Origin of the sequence: Flavobacterium sp., assembly GCF_035299245.1 — a bacterium.
GTDB lineage: Bacteria > Bacteroidota > Bacteroidia > Flavobacteriales > Flavobacteriaceae > Flavobacterium.
Genome location: NZ_DATGWY010000002.1, coordinates 154,180 through 180,325 on the forward strand (window position 1 = coordinate 154,180; position 26,146 = coordinate 180,325).

The 26,146-nt window shown below is 34.7% G+C and carries 30 protein-coding genes; 10 read left to right on the forward strand and 20 right to left on the reverse strand.

Features of this window, described 5'->3' with window-relative positions:
- Positions 1-50: 50 nt before the first annotated feature.
- Positions 51-353, forward strand: a complete 303-nt coding sequence (locus VK161_RS01155; RefSeq protein ID WP_324212909.1) for an antibiotic biosynthesis monooxygenase — start codon at positions 51-53, stop codon at positions 351-353.
- On the opposite strand, the gene VK161_RS01160 is transcribed toward VK161_RS01155, so the two are convergent.
- From VK161_RS01160 to VK161_RS01180, 5 genes are all read right to left on the reverse strand, one after another.
- Positions 350-583 carry a hypothetical protein gene (locus VK161_RS01160; protein ID WP_324212973.1) on the reverse strand — a complete coding sequence of 78 codons (234 nt, stop codon included), beginning with the start codon at positions 581-583 and terminating at the stop codon, positions 350-352. The genes VK161_RS01155 and VK161_RS01160 overlap by 4 nt on opposite strands.
- Entirely contained in the window at positions 516-728 is a 213-nt protein-coding gene (locus VK161_RS15380) for an MmcQ/YjbR family DNA-binding protein (protein WP_324212910.1), read from the reverse strand. Before VK161_RS15380 ends, VK161_RS01160 begins: the two co-directional genes overlap by 68 nt.
- Positions 712-1,341: a carbonic anhydrase gene (locus VK161_RS01170; RefSeq protein ID WP_324212911.1), complete on the reverse strand. Its 630-nt coding sequence runs from the start codon at positions 1,339-1,341 to the stop codon at positions 712-714. Before VK161_RS01170 ends, VK161_RS15380 begins: the two co-directional genes overlap by 17 nt.
- 11 nt (positions 1,342-1,352) lie before the next feature.
- Positions 1,353-2,360 carry a bestrophin family protein gene (locus tag VK161_RS01175; RefSeq protein WP_324212912.1) on the reverse strand — a complete coding sequence of 336 codons (1,008 nt, stop codon included), beginning with the start codon at positions 2,358-2,360 and terminating at the stop codon, positions 1,353-1,355.
- Between the two features lie 91 nt (positions 2,361-2,451).
- On the reverse strand, positions 2,452-3,132 hold the full coding sequence (locus tag VK161_RS01180; RefSeq protein ID WP_324212913.1) for a Crp/Fnr family transcriptional regulator: 681 nt from the start codon (positions 3,130-3,132) through the stop codon (positions 2,452-2,454).
- A 106-nt stretch (positions 3,133-3,238) separates the two neighbouring features.
- On the opposite strand from VK161_RS01180, the gene VK161_RS01185 reads away from it, so the two are divergent.
- From VK161_RS01185 to VK161_RS01225, 9 genes are all read left to right on the forward strand, one after another.
- Positions 3,239-5,614 (forward strand): heavy metal translocating P-type ATPase, encoded by a 2,376-nt coding sequence (locus VK161_RS01185; protein WP_324212914.1) that lies wholly within the window; start codon positions 3,239-3,241, stop codon positions 5,612-5,614.
- A gap of 86 nt (positions 5,615-5,700) precedes the next feature.
- The gene (gene ccoS, locus VK161_RS01190) at positions 5,701-5,895 is read left to right on the forward strand and encodes a cbb3-type cytochrome oxidase assembly protein CcoS (RefSeq protein ID WP_324212915.1); all 195 of its coding nucleotides are present in this window, start codon (positions 5,701-5,703) and stop codon (positions 5,893-5,895) included.
- A gap of 2 nt (positions 5,896-5,897) precedes the next feature.
- Complete coding sequence (ccoN, locus tag VK161_RS01195) at positions 5,898-8,081, forward strand: cytochrome-c oxidase, cbb3-type subunit I (protein WP_324212916.1); 2,184 nt, start codon at positions 5,898-5,900, stop codon at positions 8,079-8,081.
- 5 nt (positions 8,082-8,086) lie between these two features.
- On the forward strand, positions 8,087-8,254 hold the full coding sequence (locus VK161_RS01200; protein WP_324212917.1) for a CcoQ/FixQ family Cbb3-type cytochrome c oxidase assembly chaperone: 168 nt from the start codon (positions 8,087-8,089) through the stop codon (positions 8,252-8,254).
- Positions 8,255-8,277: 23 nt separating this feature from the next.
- Positions 8,278-9,225: a cbb3-type cytochrome c oxidase N-terminal domain-containing protein gene (locus VK161_RS01205; protein ID WP_324212918.1), complete on the forward strand. Its 948-nt coding sequence runs from the start codon at positions 8,278-8,280 to the stop codon at positions 9,223-9,225.
- 55 nt (positions 9,226-9,280) lie between these two features.
- Entirely contained in the window at positions 9,281-10,699 is a 1,419-nt protein-coding gene (ccoG, locus tag VK161_RS01210; protein ID WP_324212919.1) for a cytochrome c oxidase accessory protein CcoG, read from the forward strand.
- A 13-nt stretch (positions 10,700-10,712) separates the two neighbouring features.
- Positions 10,713-11,159: a FixH family protein gene (locus tag VK161_RS01215; protein WP_324212920.1), complete on the forward strand. Its 447-nt coding sequence runs from the start codon at positions 10,713-10,715 to the stop codon at positions 11,157-11,159.
- 10 nt (positions 11,160-11,169) lie between these two features.
- The gene (locus tag VK161_RS01220) at positions 11,170-11,874 is read left to right on the forward strand and encodes a sulfite exporter TauE/SafE family protein (protein WP_324212921.1); all 705 of its coding nucleotides are present in this window, start codon (positions 11,170-11,172) and stop codon (positions 11,872-11,874) included.
- Between the two features lie 20 nt (positions 11,875-11,894).
- Entirely contained in the window at positions 11,895-12,125 is a 231-nt protein-coding gene (locus tag VK161_RS01225) for a YdcH family protein (RefSeq protein WP_324212922.1), read from the forward strand.
- A 71-nt stretch (positions 12,126-12,196) separates the two neighbouring features.
- On the opposite strand, the gene VK161_RS01230 is transcribed toward VK161_RS01225, so the two are convergent.
- The 15 genes from VK161_RS01230 to VK161_RS01300 form a co-directional block, all read right to left on the reverse strand.
- The gene (locus VK161_RS01230; RefSeq protein ID WP_324212923.1) at positions 12,197-14,707 is read right to left on the reverse strand and encodes an FG-GAP-like repeat-containing protein; all 2,511 of its coding nucleotides are present in this window, start codon (positions 14,705-14,707) and stop codon (positions 12,197-12,199) included.
- 62 nt (positions 14,708-14,769) lie between these two features.
- Positions 14,770-15,672, reverse strand: a complete 903-nt coding sequence (locus tag VK161_RS01235; protein WP_324212924.1) for an AraC family transcriptional regulator — start codon at positions 15,670-15,672, stop codon at positions 14,770-14,772.
- Between the two features lie 99 nt (positions 15,673-15,771).
- A complete protein-coding gene (gene hemN / locus VK161_RS01240) occupies positions 15,772-17,136 on the reverse strand; it encodes an oxygen-independent coproporphyrinogen III oxidase (protein WP_324212925.1) in 1,365 nt (454 codons plus the stop codon).
- Positions 17,137-17,218: 82 nt separating this feature from the next.
- Positions 17,219-17,668, reverse strand: coding sequence for a hypothetical protein (locus VK161_RS01245; protein ID WP_324212926.1), 450 nt, complete (start codon positions 17,666-17,668; stop codon positions 17,219-17,221).
- A 33-nt stretch (positions 17,669-17,701) separates the two neighbouring features.
- The gene (locus tag VK161_RS01250) at positions 17,702-18,448 is read right to left on the reverse strand and encodes a class I SAM-dependent methyltransferase (RefSeq protein ID WP_324212927.1); all 747 of its coding nucleotides are present in this window, start codon (positions 18,446-18,448) and stop codon (positions 17,702-17,704) included.
- A 12-nt stretch (positions 18,449-18,460) separates the two neighbouring features.
- Positions 18,461-19,045 (reverse strand): hypothetical protein, encoded by a 585-nt coding sequence (locus VK161_RS01255; protein WP_324212928.1) that lies wholly within the window; start codon positions 19,043-19,045, stop codon positions 18,461-18,463.
- A gap of 181 nt (positions 19,046-19,226) precedes the next feature.
- Positions 19,227-19,952: a phytanoyl-CoA dioxygenase family protein gene (locus VK161_RS01260; RefSeq protein ID WP_324212929.1), complete on the reverse strand. Its 726-nt coding sequence runs from the start codon at positions 19,950-19,952 to the stop codon at positions 19,227-19,229.
- A 366-nt stretch (positions 19,953-20,318) separates the two neighbouring features.
- Positions 20,319-20,912: a hypothetical protein gene (locus VK161_RS01265; protein ID WP_324212930.1), complete on the reverse strand. Its 594-nt coding sequence runs from the start codon at positions 20,910-20,912 to the stop codon at positions 20,319-20,321.
- Between the two features lie 101 nt (positions 20,913-21,013).
- The gene (locus VK161_RS01270) at positions 21,014-21,850 is read right to left on the reverse strand and encodes a hypothetical protein (protein ID WP_324212931.1); all 837 of its coding nucleotides are present in this window, start codon (positions 21,848-21,850) and stop codon (positions 21,014-21,016) included.
- Between the two features lie 119 nt (positions 21,851-21,969).
- Positions 21,970-22,173 carry a helix-turn-helix transcriptional regulator gene (locus tag VK161_RS01275; protein ID WP_324212932.1) on the reverse strand — a complete coding sequence of 68 codons (204 nt, stop codon included), beginning with the start codon at positions 22,171-22,173 and terminating at the stop codon, positions 21,970-21,972.
- 3 nt (positions 22,174-22,176) lie between these two features.
- The gene (locus tag VK161_RS01280; RefSeq protein ID WP_324212933.1) at positions 22,177-22,731 is read right to left on the reverse strand and encodes a DUF2975 domain-containing protein; all 555 of its coding nucleotides are present in this window, start codon (positions 22,729-22,731) and stop codon (positions 22,177-22,179) included.
- 183 nt (positions 22,732-22,914) lie between these two features.
- Positions 22,915-23,478, reverse strand: coding sequence for a hypothetical protein (locus tag VK161_RS01285; RefSeq protein WP_324212934.1), 564 nt, complete (start codon positions 23,476-23,478; stop codon positions 22,915-22,917).
- A gap of 52 nt (positions 23,479-23,530) precedes the next feature.
- On the reverse strand, positions 23,531-24,298 hold the full coding sequence (locus VK161_RS01290; RefSeq protein WP_324212935.1) for a TylF/MycF/NovP-related O-methyltransferase: 768 nt from the start codon (positions 24,296-24,298) through the stop codon (positions 23,531-23,533).
- A gap of 191 nt (positions 24,299-24,489) precedes the next feature.
- Positions 24,490-25,284: an NYN domain-containing protein gene (locus VK161_RS01295; RefSeq protein ID WP_324212936.1), complete on the reverse strand. Its 795-nt coding sequence runs from the start codon at positions 25,282-25,284 to the stop codon at positions 24,490-24,492.
- A gap of 247 nt (positions 25,285-25,531) precedes the next feature.
- Positions 25,532-26,146, reverse strand: a complete 615-nt coding sequence (locus tag VK161_RS01300; RefSeq protein ID WP_324212937.1) for a VOC family protein — start codon at positions 26,144-26,146, stop codon at positions 25,532-25,534.

Genomic DNA, 26,146 nt, shown 5'->3' on the forward strand with positions numbered 1-26,146 from the left:
ACTTAATGTTTTATCTCACACTAAAATTGTTTTTAATTTTTAAAATAATTATGCAACCACCTTACTACGCTGTTATTTTTACTTCAACTCGAACTTCAGTCGATGAAGGTTACGCCGAAATGGCAACTCAAATGGTCGAATTAGCCCAACAACAAGAAGGATTTCTCGGAGTAGAATCGGCGCGAAATGAAGTCGGAATCACTGTTTCGTATTGGCGCGATTTGGAATCCATTAAAAACTGGAAAAACAATTTAGATCATTTAGACGCTCAACTCAAAGGCCGAAGTAAGTGGTACGAAAATTACACCGTTCGAATTGCTTTAGTCGAAAGAGAGTATTCTTTTGGAAATTAAGAATTACTATTTCGAATTTGTTCAGCAAGTTTTTTTGGTGCCACTTCGCAATAGGCTGATGTAATGGCATCCATCAACAAATCAGGATTTACGAGTTTCAATTCAATTAATGTCCAACCTTGTTTTCCCCATTTATTATTTAACGGATAAATACTCTTTCCGTCAATAGAAAAATACATTTTGATCAATCGCAGAAAGTTTGATGCATACTCTTTCGTTTTTTTCGTCATAAGTCGCAAAAATTTTCTTTTTTACCCGAAATGAGGTCTTTTCAAAATGAGGTTCTTCCGTAGTTTCAGGAAAAGAAAGTGCCAACTTTTGTACCGTTTTAAATGAAATCATTCCAAGAGAGTTGATTTTACTGTCCCAAATCATAAATCTCCATAATGTCTTTCAACACTTTTGGAAAATCAATTTTTAAGTCGATGAGTTTGCCCGAATGAATATCAAAAACCCAACCATGTACTTGTAAACCTCTTTCTTTGTACGCTTCTTGAATTGCCGCTGTTTTAATCAAATTGACGCATTGTTCTTGAACATTCAACTCTACCAAACGATTGTACCGTTGATTTTCGTCTGTAATCGAGTTCAATTCTTCTTTGTGTAAACGATATACATCGCGAATATTACGCAACCACGGGTTCAAAATTCCCATATCTTGTGCCACCATCGCCGCTTTTACACCACCACAAAAGTAATGGCCACAAACCACTACGTGATTGACTTTCAAATGACGAACGGCGTAGTTCAACACCGACATTACATTCAAATCGATACTGATTACCATATTGGCGATGTTGCGGTGAACGAATACTTCGCCGGGTTCAACACCCATCAAATCTTCGGCAGTAACTCTACTGTCAGAACAACCGATGTATAGAATATCCGGACTTTGACCTTTGGATAAATTTTCGAAATAATTTGAGTCAACAGAAAGCTTCTGAGCAATCCATTTTTCGTTGTTTTTGAATACTTTTTCTATGTCCATATCAATTAGAATTACATTACTATATTATTAGTTGGTGTTATTGGCTTAGGCAAATCGGTTTCGTCCAACATATCTCGCAGGTCGATTTCAATCGTGCGACTGATTTGCGTAATCGGAACGTCATTAGCATTGCCTTCAAACGGATTCACCGAACTTTCACCTACCAAATCCAACGACACAAAAACCCAAGTCAGCATAGTGGCAAACGGAATGTTCAACCAAATGGTACAACCTTCCAAAAAAGTTCCTTTTCCCATTCCATCAAATTCTTTGAGTAATCCATACGGAACCAAAATCACAAAAGCGTAAAGTAAAATGGTGGTTATGGAAGAAAAATTTCTAGGATAAGGGAAATTTTTAATGCGTTCGGCTTTTCCTTGGTGTTCGTAAAAAAGCGACAAATTCGTTTGTAATTGCATCTGCTGAAAATCGGATAGTTTCCCTTTTTTATGTAAACTATTGATCATTTCAGACTGCAAAGCCAACGCCTGAGTAGCTCTGTTTTTTTTACTCAGTAAATAGGAGTGTTCCGTTTCAGAAAGGTATTTTTTCAGTTCCTCTTCGAGTGGTGTTTCCCTTTCGGGGATGGAAAAATAGCTGTTCAAATATTCAATATTGTTCTTTTGATCCATATTTTCCCAAACCCGCGATTCTCTTAATTGATAGCGTAAGGCAGTTAACCATGCAAAATGACGGTAGAAAATGGCTGTAACATCGGAATCTGTTTTTCCGCCTAAAAAATCGCGAACCTTCACGCCAAAACTTCGGCTATCATTGATGATGGCACCATAAATTTGTCGCGCTTCCCACAAACGACCATAGCTGGCGTTGTTTTTAAATCCGACAATGAACGCCACAGCTGTACCTAACATGGCTACTGGAACCCAAGTAATGGAAAGAAATTTCCATCCAAAAAAATACAAAATAGTCGGAATTGTAGATAAAATCAGTAGTTTATAAATGTGTCTTCGAGTCCAATAAATAAACTCTGATAAGGTGTATTTCTTTCCTGCATTCATAGGCTGAAATTCTTAATGTTTCATTTTCAATAAAAATAAAAAAAAACTGCTTACGAAAAGCAGTTTAAATTGTAGTATTATTTTGATGGGATTAATCCGCCAAACGTTTCAATTTGTTGCGATCTAAAATGGTAATTTTTTTTCCAGTTAAATCTACATAACCGCTTTTGTTGAATTCGGATAGTAAACGAATGCAACTTTCGGTAGCTGTACCAATCATTCCAGCTAACTCTTCACGTGATAATTGGATGTGTAATGATCCATCAGCACTTTTTCCGAAGGTTTCTTCTAAATAGAGTAAGGTTTCGGCCAAACGTTCTTTCACACTTTTTTGTGCCATCGAAACCATATGATCATCGGCTTCTTTCAAATCACCGCAAATGGTTTTCATCACGTTCATCGAAAACTGATTGTTCTGGGTAAAAAAGGCCATGACTTCACTCTTCGGAATAAAACACACTTCCATGTCTTCTAATGCCACGGCACTTAAATTAGCAGGTTCGTCACTGATCATCGAACGCTGACCTAATAGTTCGCCCGATTTCACCAATTTTACAATTTGGTCTTTACCGTTGGCACTTAACTTAGTCATTTTGCAAACACCGTCTTTGACACAGTAAATACCATTGGTTACTTCACCTTCTTCAAAAATAGGCTCGCCTTTTTTAATTGTGTACGACGTTTTACATTCTGCCATACGCATTAATTCATCCTTAGATAACGCTTTTAAAGAGCTAAACTGTCTCACAATGCACTGTTCACACTTACTCATAACTTGGTTTTAGTTTAAGTTCTACAAAGATATTAAAACCATGACAAATATCATATTTTAATTTTAACCATTGTCTAACCTTTGTTGCAGGTAAAATGAGCAAATTATGGACACAGAAAAATGTTTCCATTGTGGTAATGAAATTGTAAAAAAAGACGAAGTTCTATTTGATGAAAAAAGTTTTTGTTGTACCGGTTGTAAAACCGTCTACGAAATTTTCAGTCAGAATGATTTGACTTGCTATTATGATTTTCAAGCGTCACCTGGCGCAACTCCACTGGATATTAAAGGTAAATATGATTTTTTAGACAATGACGAAATTGTTGCTAAACTTCTCGAATTCCAAGAGGATACAACGAATATTGTTTCACTGTACATTCCTCACATACACTGTAGTTCGTGCATTTGGATTTTGGAGAATCTACAGAAACTTCAAGAAGGCATAAGTACTTCACAGGTGAATTTTCCCGAAAAGAAAGTTCGAATTACTTACAATCCCGAAAAAACAACGCTTAAAAAGATAGTTGAATTACTCAGTTCGATTGGTTACGAACCGTACATCAGTTTGGAGAATTTTGACGAAGGGAAAAAGAAAGTCGATCGCTCCTTAATATATAAAATTGGTGTGGCGTTTTTTTGCTTCGGAAACATAATGCTGCTTTCGTTTCCCGAATACTTTGAAGTAGAAGAATTTTGGATCAATCAGTACCGCGGATTTTTCCGTTGGTTGATATTTGCATTATCACTTCCTTCCTTCATTTACTCGGCTTCGGGTTATTATGTGTCGGCGTGGAAAAGCATCAAATCGGGTCTGCTCAATATTGATATTCCAATTGCATTGGGAATTGTAGTTATGTTCGTTCGGAGCACGGTTGATATTGTTTTTGACTACGGACAAGGTTTTTTTGATAGTATGTGTGGATTAATTTTCTTTATGTTATTGGGGAAATTGTTTCAAATCAAAACCTACGACTTCTTATCGTTTGAACGCGATTACAAATCGTATTTTCCTATTGCTATTACAAAAGTTTTACCTGATGGAAGTGAAGAAGCCATTCAAGTCTATGATATTGAAAAAGGCGATCGATTGCTCATTCGAAACCAAGAATTGATTCCGGTTGACGGAATTTTAATCTCCGAAAAAGCATCGATAGATTACAGTTTTGTGACAGGTGAAGCGGTTGCGATTGAAAAAAAATCGGGTGATAAAATTTTTGCTGGCGGAAAACAAATGGGCAAAGTCATTGAAATGGAAGTGCTGTTTTCAGTGTCACAAAGTTACCTCACGCAATTGTGGAGTAATGATGTCTTTCAAAAAAGAGTCGAACAAAAACACAAAACGATTACGGATACAATCAGCCGCTATTTTACGCCTGCTTTACTAGGATTGGCGGTAGTTTCCTTTATTTATTGGATGTTTTTCGACACAGCCACTGCATTCAATGTGTTTACAGCAATTTTGATTGTGGCTTGTCCGTGTGCATTGGCATTGACCGCACCCTTTACATTAGGTAATGTGTTGCGTATTTTAGGTAACCGAAAATTCTATTTAAAGAATGCTTTAGTAATTGAGCAATTGGCCAAAGTAGACACGATTGTTTTTGATAAAACAGGAACGATTACAACTAACAAAAAGACATCCATTACTTATGAAGGAACTCCTTTAAATGATGCCGAATTAAAATTACTAAAAAACACTTTACGCGGTTCGAATCACCCATTAAGCAGACGATTGTATGAGTTCATTCCGAATTCCGACCGAATCGAAATTACGAGTTTTGAAGAAATCATCGGAAAAGGAGTTTTTGCCACTTTGGATGGAAATTCAATAAAATTAGGATCGTCTCAGTTTTTGCAACACATGAGCGAAAACACGCATAAGAAAACCAAAGTGCATGTTGAAATTAATGGAGCATACAAAGGAAGTTATGTATTCAATAATCAATACCGAAATGGTTTGGAGCAATTGTTTGAGCAGTTAGCCAAAAAATACAGCATAGTGGTATTGTCGGGTGATAATGATGGTGAGCGAAAAATCCTTGAAAAAATGCTACCAACTACAGCTACTTTGGTATTCAATCAAAAACCAGAACAAAAATTAGAATTCATCGGAAACCTTCAAAAGCAAGGAAGAAATGTAATGATGGTGGGCGATGGTTTGAACGATGCCGGCGCTTTGGCTCAAAGCAATGTCGGAATTTCCATCTCCGAAAATGTAAACGTATTTTCTCCTGCTTGCGACGGAATTTTGGATGCAACCCAATTCGATAAGATTGCCTTTTTTATGAAGTATTCTAAAAACGCAATGAAAACCATTTACATGAGTTTTGGCTTGTCATTATTGTACAATGTAGTCGGATTAAGTTACGCTGTTACAGGCAATTTATCGCCTTTAGTAGCCGCAATAATAATGCCTTTGAGTACAGTAACCATAGTCAGTTTTGTGACCATTATGAGTAATTATTTCGCTCGAAGTAAATAAAAATTTAAGACAAATTTAAGAGTATGACAAATGTCATATTTTAAGAAACTAGGTAAAAGTAATTTTGTTAACACAATTAGTAAGGTATGAGTGTCATTTATTTATTAATCTCAATTAGTATAGTCGTAGCCATAGCGTTTTTGTATGCTTTTATTCGTGCCGTCCGATCAGGTCAGTACGATGATGACTATACGCCGTCAGTCAGAATGTTATTTGACGATGAACTTCTCAAAGAAACAAACAAAAATCAAATTAATATAACCGAAGAAAAACAATTATAATTATGGAAATGCAACAATTTTATTACGACAACAAAATTGTAAAGAAATTCCTCTACGCGAGTATCCTTTTTGGAGTAGTGGGAATGCTAGTCGGGTTGATTCTGGCTATTTTATTCCTCTTTCCTAATCTTACCGATGGAGTTTCATTTTTAAGTTTTGGACGATTAAGACCATTACACACCAATGCCGTTATTTTTGCCTTTGTGGGTAATGCTATGTTTGCTGGAGTTTATTACTCTATGCAACGCTTGCTAAAAACAAGAATGTTGAGCGACTTTTTAAGTAATCTGCATTTTTGGGGTTGGCAATTGATCATTGTAGCCGCAGCAGTGACTTTACCTTTAGGTTTCTCTACTTCTAAAGAATACGCCGAATTAGAATGGCCAATTGATATTGCCATTGCATTAATTTGGGTAGTTTTTGGTATCAACATGATTGGAACCATTATCAAAAGAAGAGAACGTCATATTTATGTAGCCATTTGGTTCTACATTGCTACGTTTGTAACCGTTGCTGTACTTCATATTTTTAACAGTTTAGAATTACCTGTTTCCGGATTAAAATCCTATTCAGTTTACGCAGGTGTACAAGATGCTTTAGTGCAATGGTGGTACGGACACAATGCGGTTGCATTCTTCCTAACTACTCCATTCTTAGGGATGATGTACTACTTTGTTCCAAAAGCAGCTAATCGTCCGGTGTATTCGTATCGACTTTCTATCATCCACTTCTGGTCGTTAATTTTCATTTACATCTGGGCTGGACCTCACCATTTATTGTATTCTGCTCTTCCAGACTGGGCACAAAATCTAGGTGTTGTTTTCTCAGTAATGTTGATTGCTCCATCTTGGGGTGGTATGATTAATGGTTTATTAACTCTTCGTGGTGTTTGGGATAAAGTACGTACCGATGCGGTATTGAAATTCTATGTTGTAGCGATTACAGGTTACGGTATGGCCACATTTGAAGGTCCGATGCTTTCTTTGAAAAATGTAAATGCGATTGCGCACTTTACCGACTGGATTATTGCTCACGTTCATGTTGGTGCTCTGGCTTGGAATGGATTCTTATCATTTGGTATGATTTATTGGTTGATTCCACGCATGACTAAAACCAAATTGTACTCTGAAAAATTAGCCAATTTCCACTTCTGGATCGGAACTTTAGGTATTATTTTATATGCGCTTCCAATGTATGTTGCAGGATTTACTCAAGCTTCTATGTGGAAACAATTTACTCCAGAAGGAACGTTAGTATACGGTAACTTCTTAGAAACGGTGACACAGCTTATCCCAATGTATTGGATGCGTGCTATCGGTGGAACTCTTTACTTTACAGGTGTAATTGTATTGGTATACAACATTGCTAAAACGGTAACTTCAGGTGCAAAAGTAGAAGATGAATTAGCCGAAGCTCCAGCTTTAGCAGCCATTGGATCAGCACGACTTAAAGGTGAAAAATGGCACTCTTGGTTGGAAAGAAGACCAGTTCAATTTACGTTATTAACTACTGTTGCAATCTTAATTGGTGGTCTTATCCAAATTGTACCAACTATTATGGTAAAATCAAACATACCTACAATCGCAGCCGTTAAACCTTATACTCCGTTAGAATTAGAAGGTAGAGATTTATACATCCGTGAAGGTTGTGTAGGTTGTCACTCTCAAATGATTCGTCCTTTCCGTTCAGAAGTGGAACGTTATGGAGAATATTCGAAAGCAGGTGAATACGTGTACCAACATCCATTCTTGTGGGGTTCAAAACGTACTGGTCCAGATTTACATCGTGAAGGTGGAAAATACAACGATAACTGGCATTTCAACCACATGTGGAATCCACAAAGTACTTCTCCCGGTTCTATCATGCCAGGTTATAAATGGTTGTTTGACAACAGTCCGATGGATTATTCAATGACCGAGAAAAAAATGGAAGCTATGGTAACTTTAGGTGTTCCTTATACTAAAGAAGACATTGCTAATGCCAAAACAAGTATTGCAACTCAAGCAGAAGCTATAGAGAAAAACTTGTATAACGATCCTGATTTTGTTAAGTCATATGAAGACAGTAAGAAAAAAGCGGCTGCTAAAGGCGAACAATTTGTTCCTATGAAAGACAGAGAAATCGTAGCACTTATCGCTTATCTACAACGTTTAGGTACTGATATTAAAGTTAAAGATAAAAAATAAGAGCCATGTTAAAGTTCATAAAACATAATATGGAAACGATTGATGGTGTTTCAATCTATCCGATTATTTCGCTGACCATTTTCTTTACTGTGTTTGTTGCTTTTTTTATCTGGGCAATGACCTACAAAAAAGAAACAATCAAAGAGCTTAGTGAATTACCTTTTAAAGACTAATTAAAAATTATAAAAGATATATAATGAAAAAATTATTTCCATCATACGTTAGAGTTCCAGTGATATTTGCAATGGTGTTTGCAGCATTGGAGTATTTTATTGATTCTGGCGATCGTCCTGCTTTTATTAAGTATCCAATGGTTATGCTCTTTTTGGGTGTGTTCCTTTTCTTATTGGTTGCCATCGAAATCGTAACAAGCGCTGTTGACAAAGTGACGTATCACATGTTGACTGACGAACAAAAACAAAAATTAGCTGACGCCCAATCGGTTTCTTTTTCTGAAAGTCCTTTCATGAAAAACTTGATGAAAAAGCTTACTCGTTCTAAAGAAGTGGAACAAGAAGCAGATGTAATGTTAGATCATGATTACGACGGAATTAAAGAGTTAGACAACGTGTTACCACCATGGTGGGTCAACTTGTTCTATGCGACAATCATTTTTGGTGTGATTTATTTATTGCGTTTTCACATGTTTGGTGACTATAACCAAGCACAAGAATATCTTGCTGAGGTGGAAACAGCTAAAATTGAAATCGAGAAAAACAAATCGGATGCTCCTGATGAAATGAATGTGGATAAAGTAACTTTATTAACCGATGCTGAAAGCTTAGCAAAAGGAAAAGAAATTTTCACTAATGCCTGTGTAGCTTGTCACAAAGCTGATGGTGGTGGACAAATCGGACCCAACTTAACTGATGAATACTGGATTAATGGTGGCGGAATCAAAAATGTTTTCAAAACCATTTCTGAAGGTGGACGCGAAGGAAAAGGTATGGTGCCTTGGAAATCAAACATCAAACCTTCTGATATTCAAAAAGTGGCCAGTTACGTTCTTTCTTTACAAGGTTCAAAACCAGCTGGTGCCAAACCAGTAGAACCCGAAGCAAAATTATGGGTAGAAGAAGGTGCCGCTGCACCTGTTGATGCCAAAGCAACTGCTACTGACAGTACAAAAGTAGTAGCAAAATAACTTTAAATAAATATCACGCGGGTTGCTACAATTCGCGTGATTCATTTCAAATGCCATGTCAAAAATTCAAGATGATAGTTTTAGGGATACCATTGCAACTATTGATAGCAAAGGTAAGAGAGCGTGGATTTTTCCAAAAATACCTTCAGGAAAATTGTATGATAGAAGAAAACTACTCAGTTATTTTTTGTTGATTTTCTTATTGGGTGCACCATTTTTAAAAATTAATGGCAACCAGTTCTTGATGTTTAATGTATTGGAACGAAAATTCAATATTTTCAGTTTCCCTTTTTGGCCACAGGATTTTCACTTATTTGTAATTTCGATGATTATTGGTGTGGTCGGATTGGCGCTTTTTACTGTTGCTTTCGGTAGAATATTTTGCGGTTGGTTTTGTCCACAAACCATTTTCATGGAAATGGTTTTCCGTAGAATTGAATTTTGGATTGAAGGCGACAGAGCTGCTCAAATGCGTTTAGCTAAACAAGATTGGGATGCCGAAAAAATCAGAAAGAAAGCAGTCAAGTTCATCATCTTCTTTCTCATTTCGTTCATCATTGCCAATGTGTTTCTGGCGTATTTGATCAGCAGTGATGAGTTGATTAAATTCATTCAAGAAGGACCAACTAAAAATGCCAGCACGCTCATTGCCTTATTGATTTTTACAGCAGTATTTTATTTTATCTATGCATGGTTCAGAGAGCAAGTATGTATAATAGCTTGTCCGTACGGAAGGATGCAAGGTGTGTTGTTGGATAATAAAACCATTAACGTTGCTTACGATCACGTTCGTGGTGAAGGTACAACAGGAAGAGCTAAATTCAATAAGAATGAAGATAGAGCAGCTTTAGGAAAAGGTGACTGTATTGATTGTAAAGTATGCGTTCACGTTTGTCCAACCGGAATTGACATCCGAAACGGAACGCAATTAGAATGCATCAACTGTACAGCTTGTATTGATGAATGCGATTCCATCATGGATAAAGTTGGACTGCCAAAAGGATTAATTCGTTACGCCAGCGAAGATGAAATCGTTAAAAAAGAGAAGTTCAAATTGACCACTCGTATGAAAGGGTATATTGCTGTTTTGGCCATTTTAACGGGTGTGTTCATTGGAATGTTGTTCTTGCGAAATGATGTTGAAGCGACTGTATTGCATTTACCAGGACAATTGTTCCAGCACAAAGGAGACAAGATAAGTAATATTTATACATACAAAATTGTCAATAAAACAGAAGCTCCTTTTGAGGATGTTACCTTCAAATTAATCACTCCAAAAGGTGAAGTGAAGTTGGTTGGAAATGCCAAAATTAAAGTTCCAAAACAAGGTTTAGCAAAAGGGACATTATTCATCGAAATTGATCAAGCTTATTTGACAGGTGATAAAACCGAATTAGAAATGGCCGTTTACAACGGAAATAAAGTAATTGAAACAACGTCTACTAATTTTATTGGACCAAGAAGTTTCGACTAAAAAAATAGAAATCATGAAAATAAATTGGGGAACCGGAATTGTAATTGCATTTGGATTATTTATGAGTTTCATATTGTTCTTTGTTTTTAAAGTGCAATCCAACAGTAAATACGACAACGAATTAGTAGTTGAAAAATACTATCAAAAGGAGCAAGGATTTGAAAAGGAAATGGAGAAAGAGCAAAATGCTCATGATTTGACTACTGCAGTACAATTTACTGTTGAGAAAGAAGGAATAGTAGTTCAGTTCCCAGAAGATATCGATTATACTAAAGTTACAGGCAAAGTGTCCTTATATCGACCGTCCAACAAAAAACTAGATTTTGAAACTCAGGTTTCACTTTCTGGTCCTCGTTTGCTCATACCTAAAAACAACTTGGTTGGCGGTCGTTGGGACATTGCTTTAGATTGGAGTTATAATGGTGTTGATTATTTAAGTAAGGAGAAATTCATTTTGTAACACTCTCATAATGTTATTTACTGCGTTATTTTTTGGATTGATTAGTAGCTTACATTGCATTGGTATGTGCGGACCAATTGCGATGATGTTACCTGTAGACCATAAAAATCCAACGAAAAAAGCGCTTCAAATCCTAACGTACCAATTGGGCAGAATTACCGCTTATGGTATGTTGGGATTTATTTTTGGACTACTCGGAAGAGGTTTGTTTATTGCAGGTTTTCAACAACGATTGTCTGTTGTGGTTGGTGTTTTGATGATTGTTATAGCACTTGTGCCTGATCGGGTTTTTGCCCAATATAATTTCTCAAAACCAATTTACAAACTCATCTCAAGCATTAAAAGTAAATTAGGCGAACAGTTCAAACGCAAAAGTCCAGATGCGTTATTCACCATCGGGTTTTTGAATGGTTTATTGCCTTGCGGAATGGTCTACGCCGCTTTATTCGGAGCTATTGCTATGCAAAACACCTTGTTAAGTGTATCCTATATGCTTTTGTACGGTCTAGGAACCATTCCACTTATGAGTGCTGTCGTTTATGCCACTAATTTTATAACACAACCTTTCAGAAATAAAATTCAAAAGGCGATTCCATTGGTAACCATACTCATCGGAACGTTATTCATCCTTAGAGGATTAGGTTTAAATATCGATTATATTTCCCCTAGTACAATGGATTTATTTGTTCAAGCCAATGCTAATTGCCACAATTAATAACCAAAAAACTAAAAGTCATGGAAAGACACGATTTATTACACGAGTTTCCTGAATACCAGGAAAAAATACACCAACTCAAAGTTGATGATCACCATTTTAGAAAATTATTTGACGATTACCATGAGTTGGAACATCGAATTCACCGAATCAATACTGATGAAGAAGTAGTAATTGACGAATATGCACACGAATTGAAATCACAATTATTACATCTTAAAGACGAGATCTATACGTATTTGAGTAGATAATTTAGTTATTTTTTAAACAAAAAGCACCTGAAATCAAGCAGGTGCTTTTTTTTCATCAAATCAAACTTAATCTATCTCTTCACAGCAATTTTTTTTGATTGATGAAGTAGTACGTCTTTGTTGTTAATTATAGGATTATTTCGGTCACAAAAATATATTTCTTTTATTCCATCTCCATCAAAATCGGCTGCGATTACACCTAATGCATCGATGATATTTTTTCCAAAGATAGTTTCGGTAGCATCTGAAAACACTCCTTTTCCGTTGTTAGTATAAGCCTTAATCGGACCTCCAAATACATTTCCTAAAATCAAATCAGGAATTTTATCATTATTCACATCTTCAAAAATGGCATCAATAGTATGGTCTTCATCTTTAGGCAAACGTTGACTGGTTTCGTCAGTAAATTTCCCTTTTCCATTATTGATGTACAGTCTGTTTTGCGGATTTTTAGTTCCTAAGAAATTGACATTAGCCAAAAACACATCCATATCGCCATCACGGTCTACATCGCTTAGTGCTATTTTTCGTGTCTCTAAATCATCATTTTGTTGAGGTAGGTGAGTTGTAGTGCAATCGGTAAAATATCCTTTTCCATTGTTTTTGTAGAGTAAATTCCCATCTTCATTGGCTAAAAATAAATCCATATCGCCATCTTTATCCATATCAATCAAGGCAACATCTTGAGTCACTTTTTTGATGATTGGTAATCGATTGGGTTCTTCTTTAAAATCGCCATTTCCTTGGTTAATTAAAATCAAACTTTGACCACTATTTCCCAAAAGCAAATCCATTTTTTTGTCGTTGTTGAAGTCGGCTGCAATCACCGCATTGGCCTCCGAATTTGGAAGTTTAAAAGCAGCTTCTTTGAATATACCTTGTCCTTGGTTGAGGTAATATTCGTGTACTTTATCGTCTTCACTGCAAAATACTAAGTCTACTAAACCATCTCCATTAAAATCAGCTGTAGCAATATCTTCACTATCATGTACTACTTGTGGCAATCTTTTTTCAGATTCGTTGATGAAATTACCCTTGCCATCGTTAATGAGAATGGTGTTAGGTTGAAATTCATTAGCCAAGATTACATCCAAATGGCCATCACCATTGATATCAGTGGCTTTTACATCCATACTTGCTCCATGACTCCCAATATCGGGTAATCGTTCGCTAACGTCGGTAAAAAGTGGTTTCACTCTGTTTTTATTGGGTTTGGCCGCAACAGTTTTCATCCAATCACACGTATAATCAAATACTTTTGGATTAAATTTTGAGGCAGCATATTGCTGAAAAGCCTGCGGGTTGGATTGCCATTTGATGAATTCTTCCATTGTACCAATTTCTTCAAACGTGTGAGTGGTTTTGGGAGCTAACCAAAAAGTTCCATTTCCGGGATTCTTTTTATTGACGTAATCAATCAACGCTACATGATCTTTCTCGTTGTTGGCCGCAATATCACATTCACCATAAATTGCCAAAACATCATTTTCGTAATTGCCCCATGCTTTTGCCAAAGGTTGTTGGTTGAGTTCTTTAAAAGTCAACGGACTTCTTCCAGAAGCAACCAAACCCGTTTCAGGATTGTAGCTCAGAACTTGTTGAAGCGCCATCAAACCCATTGGATCTTTGGCGATTTCTTCAATGCTTTTGTTGTGATAAAAATAGTCGTAAATATAGGGTTTGTATTTTTCCAAAGCCATACGTAATTTTCCTAAATCTTCGCCGTAATACTGCGATTGAATGAGAAAAGCATCAAAAAGATATTCTTGCCATGGTTTGAATCCTGTGCCATACACTACAACACCTTTGGGTTGGTATTTTTCAGCCAATAATGGTGCTGTGATTCCACCCATCGAATGTCCGAAAAGAAAAATAGCGCTAGCATCAACTTCTTTTAATAACAACAAATTTTTGTATCCTGCATCGTACATGGCCAATTCTTCTGTAAAGCCCATTGGTTCACAAGGTGGCGTGTTTAGATTATCTCCCATGTCACCTTTTTCCATTCGATATACAGCAAAACCTCTTTCGACCATGGCGTCAATGGCTTGTTTGGTTTTATCTAAAGCCTGAAAATTATCCATTGAATAACAAGGTAATCCTTGTAAAAAGTAGATGGTTCCAATTGGTTTTTTCCCTTTTAATGATTTGTAAATAGTGCGAACATAGCCATTCTTGTATGCAAATTCACCGTAGACTACATCGGCGATTTCACTGGTTTCTTTGGGTCGTTCAATGACTATTCCTTTGAGGGTTTGAATTTCTTTATTTCGAATTACGGTTATTTCAACTGGATCACCAGAACGGAATTTTCGGGCTTCACTTACAATTTGTGTTGGAGTCTCAATAGAGGTGGAATTGATTTTTACGATAATATCGTCCTTTTTTATACCAATACTCGCAGCCGTGGTGTTAGGAACGGCAAATTGTACAACTGCTCCTTTTTCGTATTGAAGTTTATCAATTAATGAATCAGGTGTTTTTTGATAATAGGCAACTCCCAAACTGCCTTTTCGTTTGATGTTTTGACTGAATGATTGAAACCCAACTACTACTGTGATTAACAGAAAAAAATATTTCATAAATACTATTTTGTCTCAAAAATAAGAGCCAATTTTGAGATAGGATTGTCAATTTCTGCTAATTATAAAATGGATTTATTCTGAATAATAGAAGGAGTTAAACCAAAATGCTTTTTGAAGCTTTTGCTAAAGGTAGGCAAATCATTAAATCCGGTTAAAAAGGCGACTTCTGAAATGTTTAGTGTTTTATCTTTGAGTAAGTGATACGCCAATTCAAGTTTCTTTTTTAGAATGTATTGATACGGACTTATTTGATACACATGACGAAACAATCTAAAAAAATGATATTCAGACATCGAGCATTCTAATGCCACTTCTTCGATATTTTTAATTTGACTGAAATGGCTGTCAATGAAATTTTTCCCGAGTGCTATTTTTCTGAAAAGGTCTTTTTTAGTTGCCAATTTAACCGAAGGAATAGCGTTAAGGTCTTTGATGTTGGAGTATTGGTCAATGACTAATTTTTCGGCTAAATCATAAAAAAACTCATTGCTAAATTCAAACTGATGTTCAGTGTTCAACGCTAATTCTTGGCTGATTTGCTCTAGTCTTTTTCCCAATGCATTTTGTTTTGCATTGTATTTGTTTTCAGGAAAATAGTTGGTTGTGAAGTAGCGCTCCAAATCGGGATTGAATTCGGTTAAATCAGGTTTTTTTATGCCGCTTACTACTTCGGTTAGAATAGATGGAGCAATGTCAATGCACATTCCTTCTACCATTGTTGGATTGTCAATGATCAAATGACCACCAGAAAAATTATTTGCCAAAAGATATTCGCCCGTTTGTACTTTAAACTGATTGCCATAGATTCGGTATTTTTCACAACCTTCAATGACGTATTTGATACTAAAACTTCTGAATAACACATCCGTCTCTAGCTCTTTAAAACGCGAGTAATTGACTAAACTACTTTGTTTAGGCAACTGTATTCTTCTGAAGTTTTCGTCTGAAATTCGGTTGAACATAGAAACAATTATTTCTATATATGTCACTAAATTGTCAAATATGTTACGAATTACAAACGGTTATTTCTCAATGGGATACAAAGTGCATTTTGATGTCTATTATATCGTCATCGAAAACAATTCGGTATGAGGCGCTTTTCGTTTGAGACGTAAATCAAAAGCCATACAAATATTCCGCACAAAAGGTTTGCCTTTTTCGGTAACGGTTACCGAATTCGATGTAATCTCAACCAAGCCATCGTTTTCCATCTCTTTTAATTGTTGCAGTACTTTTGGTAATTCGGCAAATGTAGTCTTAGAATCGCTCCAAGTGGTCTGAAACTGACACATCAAATTCAGTATGTGTTTGCGAATTATTAAATCTTCGATGGTGAGCATATGTCCTCTAAAAACAGGCAATTCGTTGGCTTCTAATTTCTGATAATATTCTTCAATCGTTTTTACATTTTGAGCAAAACTGTACCAACTGTCGCTTATTGATGAAACTCCCAAACCAATCATCAATTGAGTTTTTGATGAGGTGTAACCCATAAAATTGCGGTGTAATTTTCCTTGATTAAACGATTGAAACATACTGTCGTTTTCCAACGCAAAATGATCCATTCCAATTTCGTGGTACTGATTGGTTGCTAATCGTTTTTTACCTTCTTCGTACAATCTTCTTTTTTCATCGTCTTTGGGTAAATCTTCATCATTGAAACCACGCTGCCCGTTGCCTTTAATCCACGGAACGTGAGCGTAACTGTAAAATGCCAAGCGATCGGGTTGGAGTGAATTGGTTTTGTCAATGGTATCCAAAACATCGTCTAAAGTCTGAAAAGGCAATCCATAAATCAAATCGTGACTGATAGAAGTATAACCAATCTCGCGTGCCCAAAAAGTCACTTTTGCCACATTGTGGAACGGTTGGTTTCGATGAATCGCTTCTTGTACTTTGGGCGAATAATCTTGTACACCAAAACTCACTCTTCTGAATCCTAAATCGTAGAGTTTTTGAAGATGAGTTCGAGTTGTGTTATTAGGATGGCCTTCAAAACTGAATTCGTGATTTGGTGCTTTTTGGGCTCTTTCGAATAAACCATTTATTAAACGCTCTAAATTTTCGGGTGAGAAAAAAGTAGGTGTTCCTCCACCCAAATGAATCTCTTTGATGTTGGGTTGTTCGGGAAGTAAATCACAGTACAAATTCCATTCTTTCAAAACGGCTTCAATGTACGGATTTTCAATATCGTGTCGTTTTGTAATTCGTTTGTTGCAACCACAAAAGGTACACATACTTTCGCAAAAAGGCAAATGAATGTACAAACTGATTCCTTCCGATGTATTGCTTTCTAGAAACGATTTGATACTATCTTTTTTCCACTTTTCTAACGTGAAATCGTTCTCTTCCCAATACGGAACAGTCGGATAACTGGTGTATCGCGGACCTGGAACATTGTATTTTTGAATTAATGAAATTGACATACTCATACCTTTTGAAGGTACAAATCTATATCAGGTAAAATGAATTTGAAATGATAATTATCATACAGATCAAAAAGCTGTATTATTGACTGCAAGGCGTTTTAGTCAATGGCATCTCATTTGGAAATGTCAAGGCATTGGTATCTTTAAAAGTAGTTCCGTCAGCACTCATTTCACCATAACCTTCTAACAGTTGGTTTCCGTTAATTTTGAAAGCTACTTGTCGGGTGCTTTCGGTTCCTTCCGATTGAAAAGTGTAGGTTCCAATTAGAGTTTTATTGTTTAATTGACCTACAAAACTGCCAGAATTTCGGTCTTTTTCAGCTAAACTGTAGGCTAAAATTCCCTTTATTTCGTCCTTATTATCTGTAATTTCAAACGAGATGACATTTTTAGAATCGTTAAAAACATAACAACCTATTGGAAGAAGAGATTGAGTAGTTTCCATCTTTTGAGGATCAACTAAAACTTCTTTCTTTTTGCAGCTACTTAATGTCAGAATACAAAATGCAATAATGAGTAACTTTTTCATGTTCAAATAATTTTATTGTATAAAGTTAGCTAATTATTTTGAAATGCGTCCCATTCGAAGCAATAAAGGAAAATGAACTGTTTTTATTTCCTCTTTTTCCCAAGATGAGCGCAATTGATTGTAAACTAAATCGATTGGATTGGATTGGTTTTGTTGAATATAATGTTTTACTGCCGACCAAGTGTTCAAATAACCCATTAAGTGTTCGAATGTCCATTGATAAGTGTTTTCAAATTTTGGACAGTCTATTTCTGCAAATGGAAACGGAATAGTAGTATAATTTTCATCTATGTATTTCCGCTCTTTATCCCAGTATTTCCCTAAGATTTCAGTATATAAATAATCAATTACAGCATCAATCTTGTTGTTTATTTGAAGTTTTCCGTAACCCGTTACCACCAGCAAAGCATTATTTTTAGCAGTCCGATTTACTTCTGCATAAAAAGCATTAAAATCAAACCAATGAATGGCTTGTCCGACAATTATTAAATCGAATAGAGAAGGAGTAAAATTTGTTTTTTCTGCAGGCTGAACAGAGTATTCAATGTTATCAGAAATTTCGGCACAGTCAATTTGCTTTTGACTGATGTCGGTGGCATGAATGGTTGTGAAGATGGATTGCAGATGTTGGGCTATTTGACCATTTCCTGTTCCGCAATCCCATGCACAATCCGTAGAAGTTAATTTACTTTCAATAAATTCAAACAAAGCGACAGGATAATTGGGTCGGAATTGCTTGTACAAGTCTGAATTTGTTGAAAAATTATCTTTAGTACTCAAATGAAAATGAGTTTAAATTTTAATGTGTCCCCAATTTTCGCCACTTTTAATACGTCTGATTTGCATTTCGCTTACACCAAACTGTTTTGCAATCATTTTTAAACGCGTTTTTCTATCAGGTTTTGCCAGTAATTTTTTGATGAGGATGACTTTGGTAACGGTAAGTTTTTTACCGTCGGATTTGATGTTGTGTTCTAAAAGATTTTTTTTGGCTTGAATCACAAACGGACTTTTACGACTGTGTTCAATCATCTCTTCACGTGTTGCCCATCTTAGATTTCTATAATCATCGTTATCTCTTACACGGTCTAAATGAAGTACATAGGTTTGATCTTCCGAGAATTTTGGAACGAAATGTTGTGCAACTAATTTGCAAACAAAGAAATGCTTGTTAATTACTTTTCCATCTCTTCTGATACGGTAGCGGAACATTTTATATCCATCCGATTTGCTTCCGTTTAATAGCCTTCCATTTTTAATTTCATCACTGAAACTGATGAGTCGACCTCTATTAGAGACAGCATAGCGAAATATTAATTTGTCTTCCAGTTCGATCTCTCTGAATTCTTCTCCAGGATAAATTTTAAGTGTACTCATGGGTTAGTTGTCATTTAAAAATTTAAAAAAGATTTTAATTTTTATAGTAGTTTAAAGGTCTACAAGTCATTAATGCTTGTTTCTTAATTCTGAATGGCAAATAACATTACACCACAAATATAACAAAAATTTAATAATAAACTATTTTTATAGGTGTTTTTACTTAGGAAAAAACTTACTTTTAAGCTAATTTTAAGTTTATTATTTCATTCCATTTTAAATCACTGGGTAGCTTTTGTTTGCTAAATTCAATGTGAATCACTCTTCTGCGATTATTGTTGGTAGTTTTGTTTGAAGCATGGAACAGCAATGGTTTCATCAACATTATCCCACCTTTTTTTACTTCACATAGGGTTTCATCCTCATTTTCAAAGTTGAAATCTTCAGTTCGAATAATTCCCTTTTGATGCGATTTAGTAATTACTTTCAGTGCACCATTGTCTTTTGTTGTAGTGTCAAGATGGATGCGAATAGTAAAATTATCTTTCAAAATGGATTCAGGTGGTTGTACCGAATATTGATTTTGTTTGAGAGTCCAATTCTTAAAGTTTTCAAGTTCAACTTTTTTGTTAACAGAAATTGTTAAATCTTGATGATAAGAAACAAACCAATTGGATTTTTCTGGTTTATCAAAATAAATGGATTTAGAAATGAAATAATCATCACTAAAGGTTGTTTTGATTAGTGTTGAGAGCTTTTTATTGAAAATGTAATCCAATGCTTCTGGAATTTCGTGGAGAAATTGCCGAATAGCAAATAGATCATCGGATTGCCTAAAAGTTTTATTCTGGCTTTTATTTTCAATTGCTTTTTCGATAATTAAAAGAAGGGCATCAATTTCTGAATTTGTGTATATAGATTCAATTATAGTAAAGCCTTCCGAATTTAGTGTGTTTTTATAGTTCATAATTTTTTTGTAGGATTATGTAACGTTTTGTAACTTGTACGCTTGCCTTATTGTACTAATTTGTAAGGAATTCAAAAAAATAATAATAATAACTATAATTATCAATTTGTTATTTTGGAAAACAATCGAGTGCCAATTGATTGATTCTTGTGACAAGCTCTGAATTGCAACTTATAGAGTTTTTAGTCATTTTTGAAATCCTTCTTGCCAATCGTATGGGTTTGCATTCGATTTTTCGTTTTCAGAATTGGCTATTGAACTTTTCTGGAGCGTATCATTAGGTGACAAACCTTGTTTTTCATTGTTTTTTTTCAGCAAATAAATAATACTAAAATTATAATATAATAAGGAAATAATGTTTTCATGCTAAACTATTTGATTGATAAACAAAATTAAAGCGGTGAATAGTATTCCTTTATTAAATTTTATTTTTCCTGTACTCATTTTGTAACCTAATAAGAAAAGTATAAGGATTATGCTAATTTTGATGCCACTTTCAACAAGTGACATTTTATTCATATCAGGAACAAAATTGGATTCAATTGCAATAATAATTGTCCGTACAGTAATAAAAAAACCAATTCCTAAAATCAATAGTCCGATGTCTTTTTGACGCTCAACTTTTGTTTGTTTAGAAAATCTATAGGAAGCTAAATAAAGAACAACTCCAACTATTCCGAAAAGGTTCAGTACGGTATTTTGCAATAGATTTGTGCGATTGATACCATAAATTAATAAGTCGATACAGTATTGATTTACGAGTAGCAACATGGGAAAAATTAAAACTCCGATGATAAAAAAACGAACGAATCGTTCTCCATTTAATTTTGAAAAAAGGAGTGAAGTCAAAGCTAAAATAGAAAGTAAAGTATTTGAGATTCTCATTAAATATGAACTAAATAAATCAAATTCCATAGCCAATTTTTGAATACTGATGATCGTAAAGTACGATGTTATCATTATTAAAATTAGATCGAAATAACTATTTGAAAATGTTTTTTTGATGTGTAACATTTAAAAGTAAAGATTTATTTAATTGAATAGTTACTATAATTTTTGTTCTATAACTCTTTTTCCATTTGATCTAAACTTACAGTGAATTTATTTTCACTCGACCATTTTCTAACTTCTTTGTTCCATTTTTTAAAGTTCTTTTTGTCTTTTATTTGGTAGTAATAATAAGCAATGTTATAAGCTGTTTCTTGAATGTAAAATTTAGTGTTGCACGCCGAAATCATTCGATTGTACACTTCTTCCGATTTGTCTAAAACTTTCATGTATCTGTATGCGTAGGCTAATTCTTTTAGAGCATAACAATCACTCGGACTTTTAGCTAGTGTTTTTAACAAGGCAGTTTCGGCTTTTTGGTATTCTTCTAAAGCGTTGTACGAATAGGCAAGTTCGGTTTGTAATCCTTCATAATTGGGATCTATTTTTTCGGCTTTTTCTAAAAATGTTAAGGCTATTTTGCACTCGCTCCAGCCGTTGTACATATAACCCCATTTGTAAAGTCGTTCAATAGAATTTTCATCTTTTTTATACTCTTCTAACCATTTTGGTTTTGCTTCGACTTTAAGTTCGGTAAATTTTGAATCCGGAATTTCAGCCAATAACACTTTGTCGGGTTCTAATCGAACTTTTATAGAAGATGATTCACTTTCATTACCTTTCTTAATGAACTGACCTACACCATTGATTTTAAATTTTCCTTCATAATTGAATGTCAATCCAGCTTTTGAATCAATGTAGATGAAACCATAAGTATACGTACTGTCTTTTGCCATAGGAAAAGCAATCCATTTGTCTTCGCATTGAACATTTTTCTTGTCAAAAACTAAAACATTTTGCGCTTTTGAAGCCAATGAAATTAAGACTGAAAATAAAAGTAAGTACTTCATTTTAGAATGATTTTGAAGGATAATATTCGGTATAAACAAATATAGTATTTTACAATAAAAAAACTGTTGCCAATGAATTAAATTACAGTGCAACAGTTTTAAATTATTTTGGTAGTCAATTATTCTTGGTATTCTAAAATATCAGCTGGTTGACACTCTAAGGCTTTGCAAATGGCTTCAAGTGTACTGAAACGAATTGCTTTGGCCTTGCCGGTTTTTAAAATGGATAAGTTCGATAAGGTTAAATCTACCTTTTCAGAAAGTTCGTTGAGCGACATCTTTCTTCGGGCCATCATAACATCTAAGTTTACAATTATTGGCATAGCTTATATTGTTAGTTCGTTTTCCGATTGAATTTCGATTCCTCTTTTAAAAATTTGTGCAATCACCAAAAGCGTAACTCCCATAAAAATCCAAACGTCGGCGCCGCCTAATTTTAATGAATCAATAGAAGGCATAATAACTCCTTGTTTTGTGAACCATTCGGCATAGTTGCCACCAAAGTGAGAGAACAAACCGATTCCCAGTGATAAATACGACATGTTTTGTATGAAACGCTTCACATAATTATTAAAAGGATGAGACAAACTTAATCTATTTTCGTGGAGCAATTTCACAATCAGATAGAAGAGTAGTGCTTTTGTCACTGCCGCCATACTCATAAAAAAGATTTCAACAAAGAAGAATACAGGGTCAAATTGATACAGACTTGATAAATCAGCTCCCATCCAATAATTTTTGGCGCCACCCGGATTAATTGCTAAGGTATAGAAAGCATTGAAAATAATTCCGCCCGCTTCTATACACAAACCAACAAAAATGATCCACGAAAGAATTTCTAATACTTTCAGCATTGTTTTACTTGTGATTTTGATTTCCATAATTATTCGTTTAATTAAAAATGATGGAGCAAAAATAATAAAAATTTATTGATAAACAATAAAAATATATTATTTTTTAATTAAAATTTATTAAGCTATGTTTTTTTTTAAAATTCAAGTTGCGTTTAGATTAATAGGTTTTATTTATGATTAAAATAATGGAATTTGAGAAAGTAAAATGTACTAACTGACTGCGGCAATTACCAAATAAATCCAAAAATTATACACCAATGTATATCCCAAACCATACATTACACTTTTCATTAGATTGCCATTACATTCGGCTGCATTTTTAAAAACCAATCGCAATGCTCGGTAGAAAACCCAGTACAACATTGCGCCAAAAGTGAGTATAGTAACCCAAATTACAGCACTAAAAACAAAAAGGATGTACCCGAAAAAAATAGAAGCCAATAACCATAAGACAATACTAAAGAGTACACCTTCAATTTCATCTAAATCAAAAGGTTCACTTGGAGTGAAATTTTTTAAAAAATTTAATTTTTCAAAATTAATAGTGTCAGTTATTTTCCCCAGATTATCTTTCAATTTGACTCCGTTATACAAGCCAATCGATAGGAACAGAAAAAATGAAATGGATAGGATGGAAGTAGAGAAGAACGAATTTTCAATTACGGTACGATGTTTCCCGATGCCGTAAAACCAAACACTTAAAACAGTTACTATTATTACGATTAATGATATAAAGAAACAGATTTTTGAGTTGATTATGGTTCTTTTTTTCATCGATGGAATGAAGGAAACTTATAATTAGAACAGTTTAAAGATTAGAGTCAAATTAAAAAATGATGTAACCCGCATTTGCTCTGTAGGGCGAATGGTGAATGGTGAAATTGTTAGTGCCTAAAACTTCTCTAAATGCTTGTGTTTCTCCAGGAAATTCGGCAACGTTAATCTCGTCAAATGCGATAACGGATCCTTTGGACAAATAGGGAATTATTTTTTCTAAACATTCTTTGGTTGGTTTATAAATGTCAAAATCAAAATAGGCGAGAGCGATTATGGTTTCAGAATGATTTTTTAAATAGTGATCAATTGTTGAAATCGCATCACCTTTGACGAATTCGTGTTTTTTTACATTCGGAATGGGCGCCATTTCTTCGTGAACGGAGATTACTTTTTCTAGAAATAATTCGTAATTTTCTGGAACTCCAAAATCGCCTTCTTTCCAATTGGCAGTGTCGCTGTTTTGGTCAACATCAGGGAAACCTTCCCAAGTATCAAATCCAACTATTTTACGATTGTGATTGAAGGGTTCGTAGATGCCTCTGTAACTTGTAAATAATGATATATTTTGTCCGTAGCGCACTCCAAATTCGAATATGCTTCCGTGAATCGGAACTATTTTCTGATAGATTTCGTTGATGAATAAAAAGCGAGAGAGTGTTCTTCTATCGATGAATAAACCGATATTGTTGAACAATTCTTCTGACGGAATTGGTGCATCGAACATAAAATCTTTGAGATTATTACGACTTAAAACATCTTCAGAATTGTACAGATTGTTTATGATTACCTCACTTTTAGTATCGATTTTTTTCATCATTATATTTGTTAGACTTGAATTACAAGTGTAGCAATAATTTTTCACACTTATTTCAAAGCGAAGTTAAAAAAAGTATTTTATTTATTTGAATGTTGTGGAATGTGAAGATGACTTTAATAGAAAAAATAAAACAGTCTTTGTTGCTATATGCTGTCCAACAGAATGTTTTCGATGACTAGTTCAGCAAAAAGTTACTTTCTTTTTACGATCGGATGATTTAAACCATTCACATCATTTCTAATCACAATGTAATTGGGTAAATTTTCAAAAAGACGCGTAAGATTCTTATAACCAAACGCTCTTGAATCAAAACTAGGATCAAGTTTTCGCAAGTTTAAGCCTATTTGCGCAATATGAACTTCTTCTTCTTCACCCACTGAAATGTCAAAAGCTTTATCAATTACTGTGGTATCAATTTCGTCTTTTTCTACTACTTTTTCCGGTTCAATCGGTTTCTCAATCTCTATTTCTTTTTTTACTTCAACTTGTTTTTTTGCTTTGGCTTTCGGTTTAGGAATTACTTTTTTCTGTTCCTCATTTGAAGAAACTTCGGGCGAAATATTCTCACAAAAAGTAAAAATTTCACACGATTGGATGAACGCAATTGGAGTTGATTTTCTTCCAATCCCCATTACAAAAACACCTTGTTCTCTAATTCTTTTGGCTAAACCAGTGTAATCGCTATCGCTTGATACTATGCAAAAACCATGTACATTTTTCTCGTGTAATATGTCCATTGCATCGATAATTAAGGAACTATCAGTTGAGTTTTTCCCGGTTGTGTAGGAGAATTTTTGAATCGGATTAAAAGAATATTGATTGATTATTTCTTTCCAGCCGTTCATTTGTACAGTGGTCCAATCACCGTAAATTCTTCTAATAGTGGCTTTCCCATACTTTGAAACTTCTTCAATTATTGCTTGTAAAAGTTTTGGTTGTGCATTGTCGCCATCAATTAAGACCGCTATATTAAATTTTGTCTCCATACTCACATGATTTCAATTAGTAATGCCAAAATCGGCTTATTCATGTCAGTGGCAGTTACTGGCATTGACCGAAACAAATGTACTGAAATTCTTTCGAACTCAATTGTAGGAAATAAATCTACTATTCTTAAAAATGCAAAACGCAATTGCTAAGCCAGTAATTGCGTGTAAAAAGTATAATGGGCAATTCTAAATTTTTAATTGTATCTCAATTTTGATTCGTACTTTTAGACCACTATTATTTAGTTTATTTGAGTTCTGAAAGTAGTATTTTTTTCTGTGTAAATGTATTTTTCATTGCCTTTTCTCTGACTTTAGGATCATCACTGTTAATTAGGTCAAAATATTCAACAGGAACCACTTGCCATGATAAACCGTATTTGTCTTTGCACCATCCACAAGAACCTTCTTCTCCGCCATTTGCAGTCAAGGCATCCCAATAGTAATCTACTTCTGCTTGGTCTTTACAATTAATAACAAATGAAACCGATTCATTAAACTTGAAGTACGGACCAGCTGCTAAAATGCTAAATTCGATATCTCCAATTTCCATTACCGCAGTTTCAAAGCTGTCTTGACCTTCTTGTCCTTTTTCTTGAGGTGGATTTTTATACTTGTGGTATTCTTTTAGTTTGCCATCTTTAAAAATAGAAAGGTAATAATTTGCGACTGCTTTTGCATCTTTATCAACCCAAAGGCAAGGCGTTATTTTTTGCTTAATAGAACCTGATGCTTCTGTTGAAGTTGAATCGGAAGCTGCACCCATTTTACTGTTTTTGTCGGAATTCTGCTGAGAATTTCCACAACCCATTAAAGTAGTTATAAGTAGTACTGCTAAAAATTTAAGTTTATACGTTTCCAT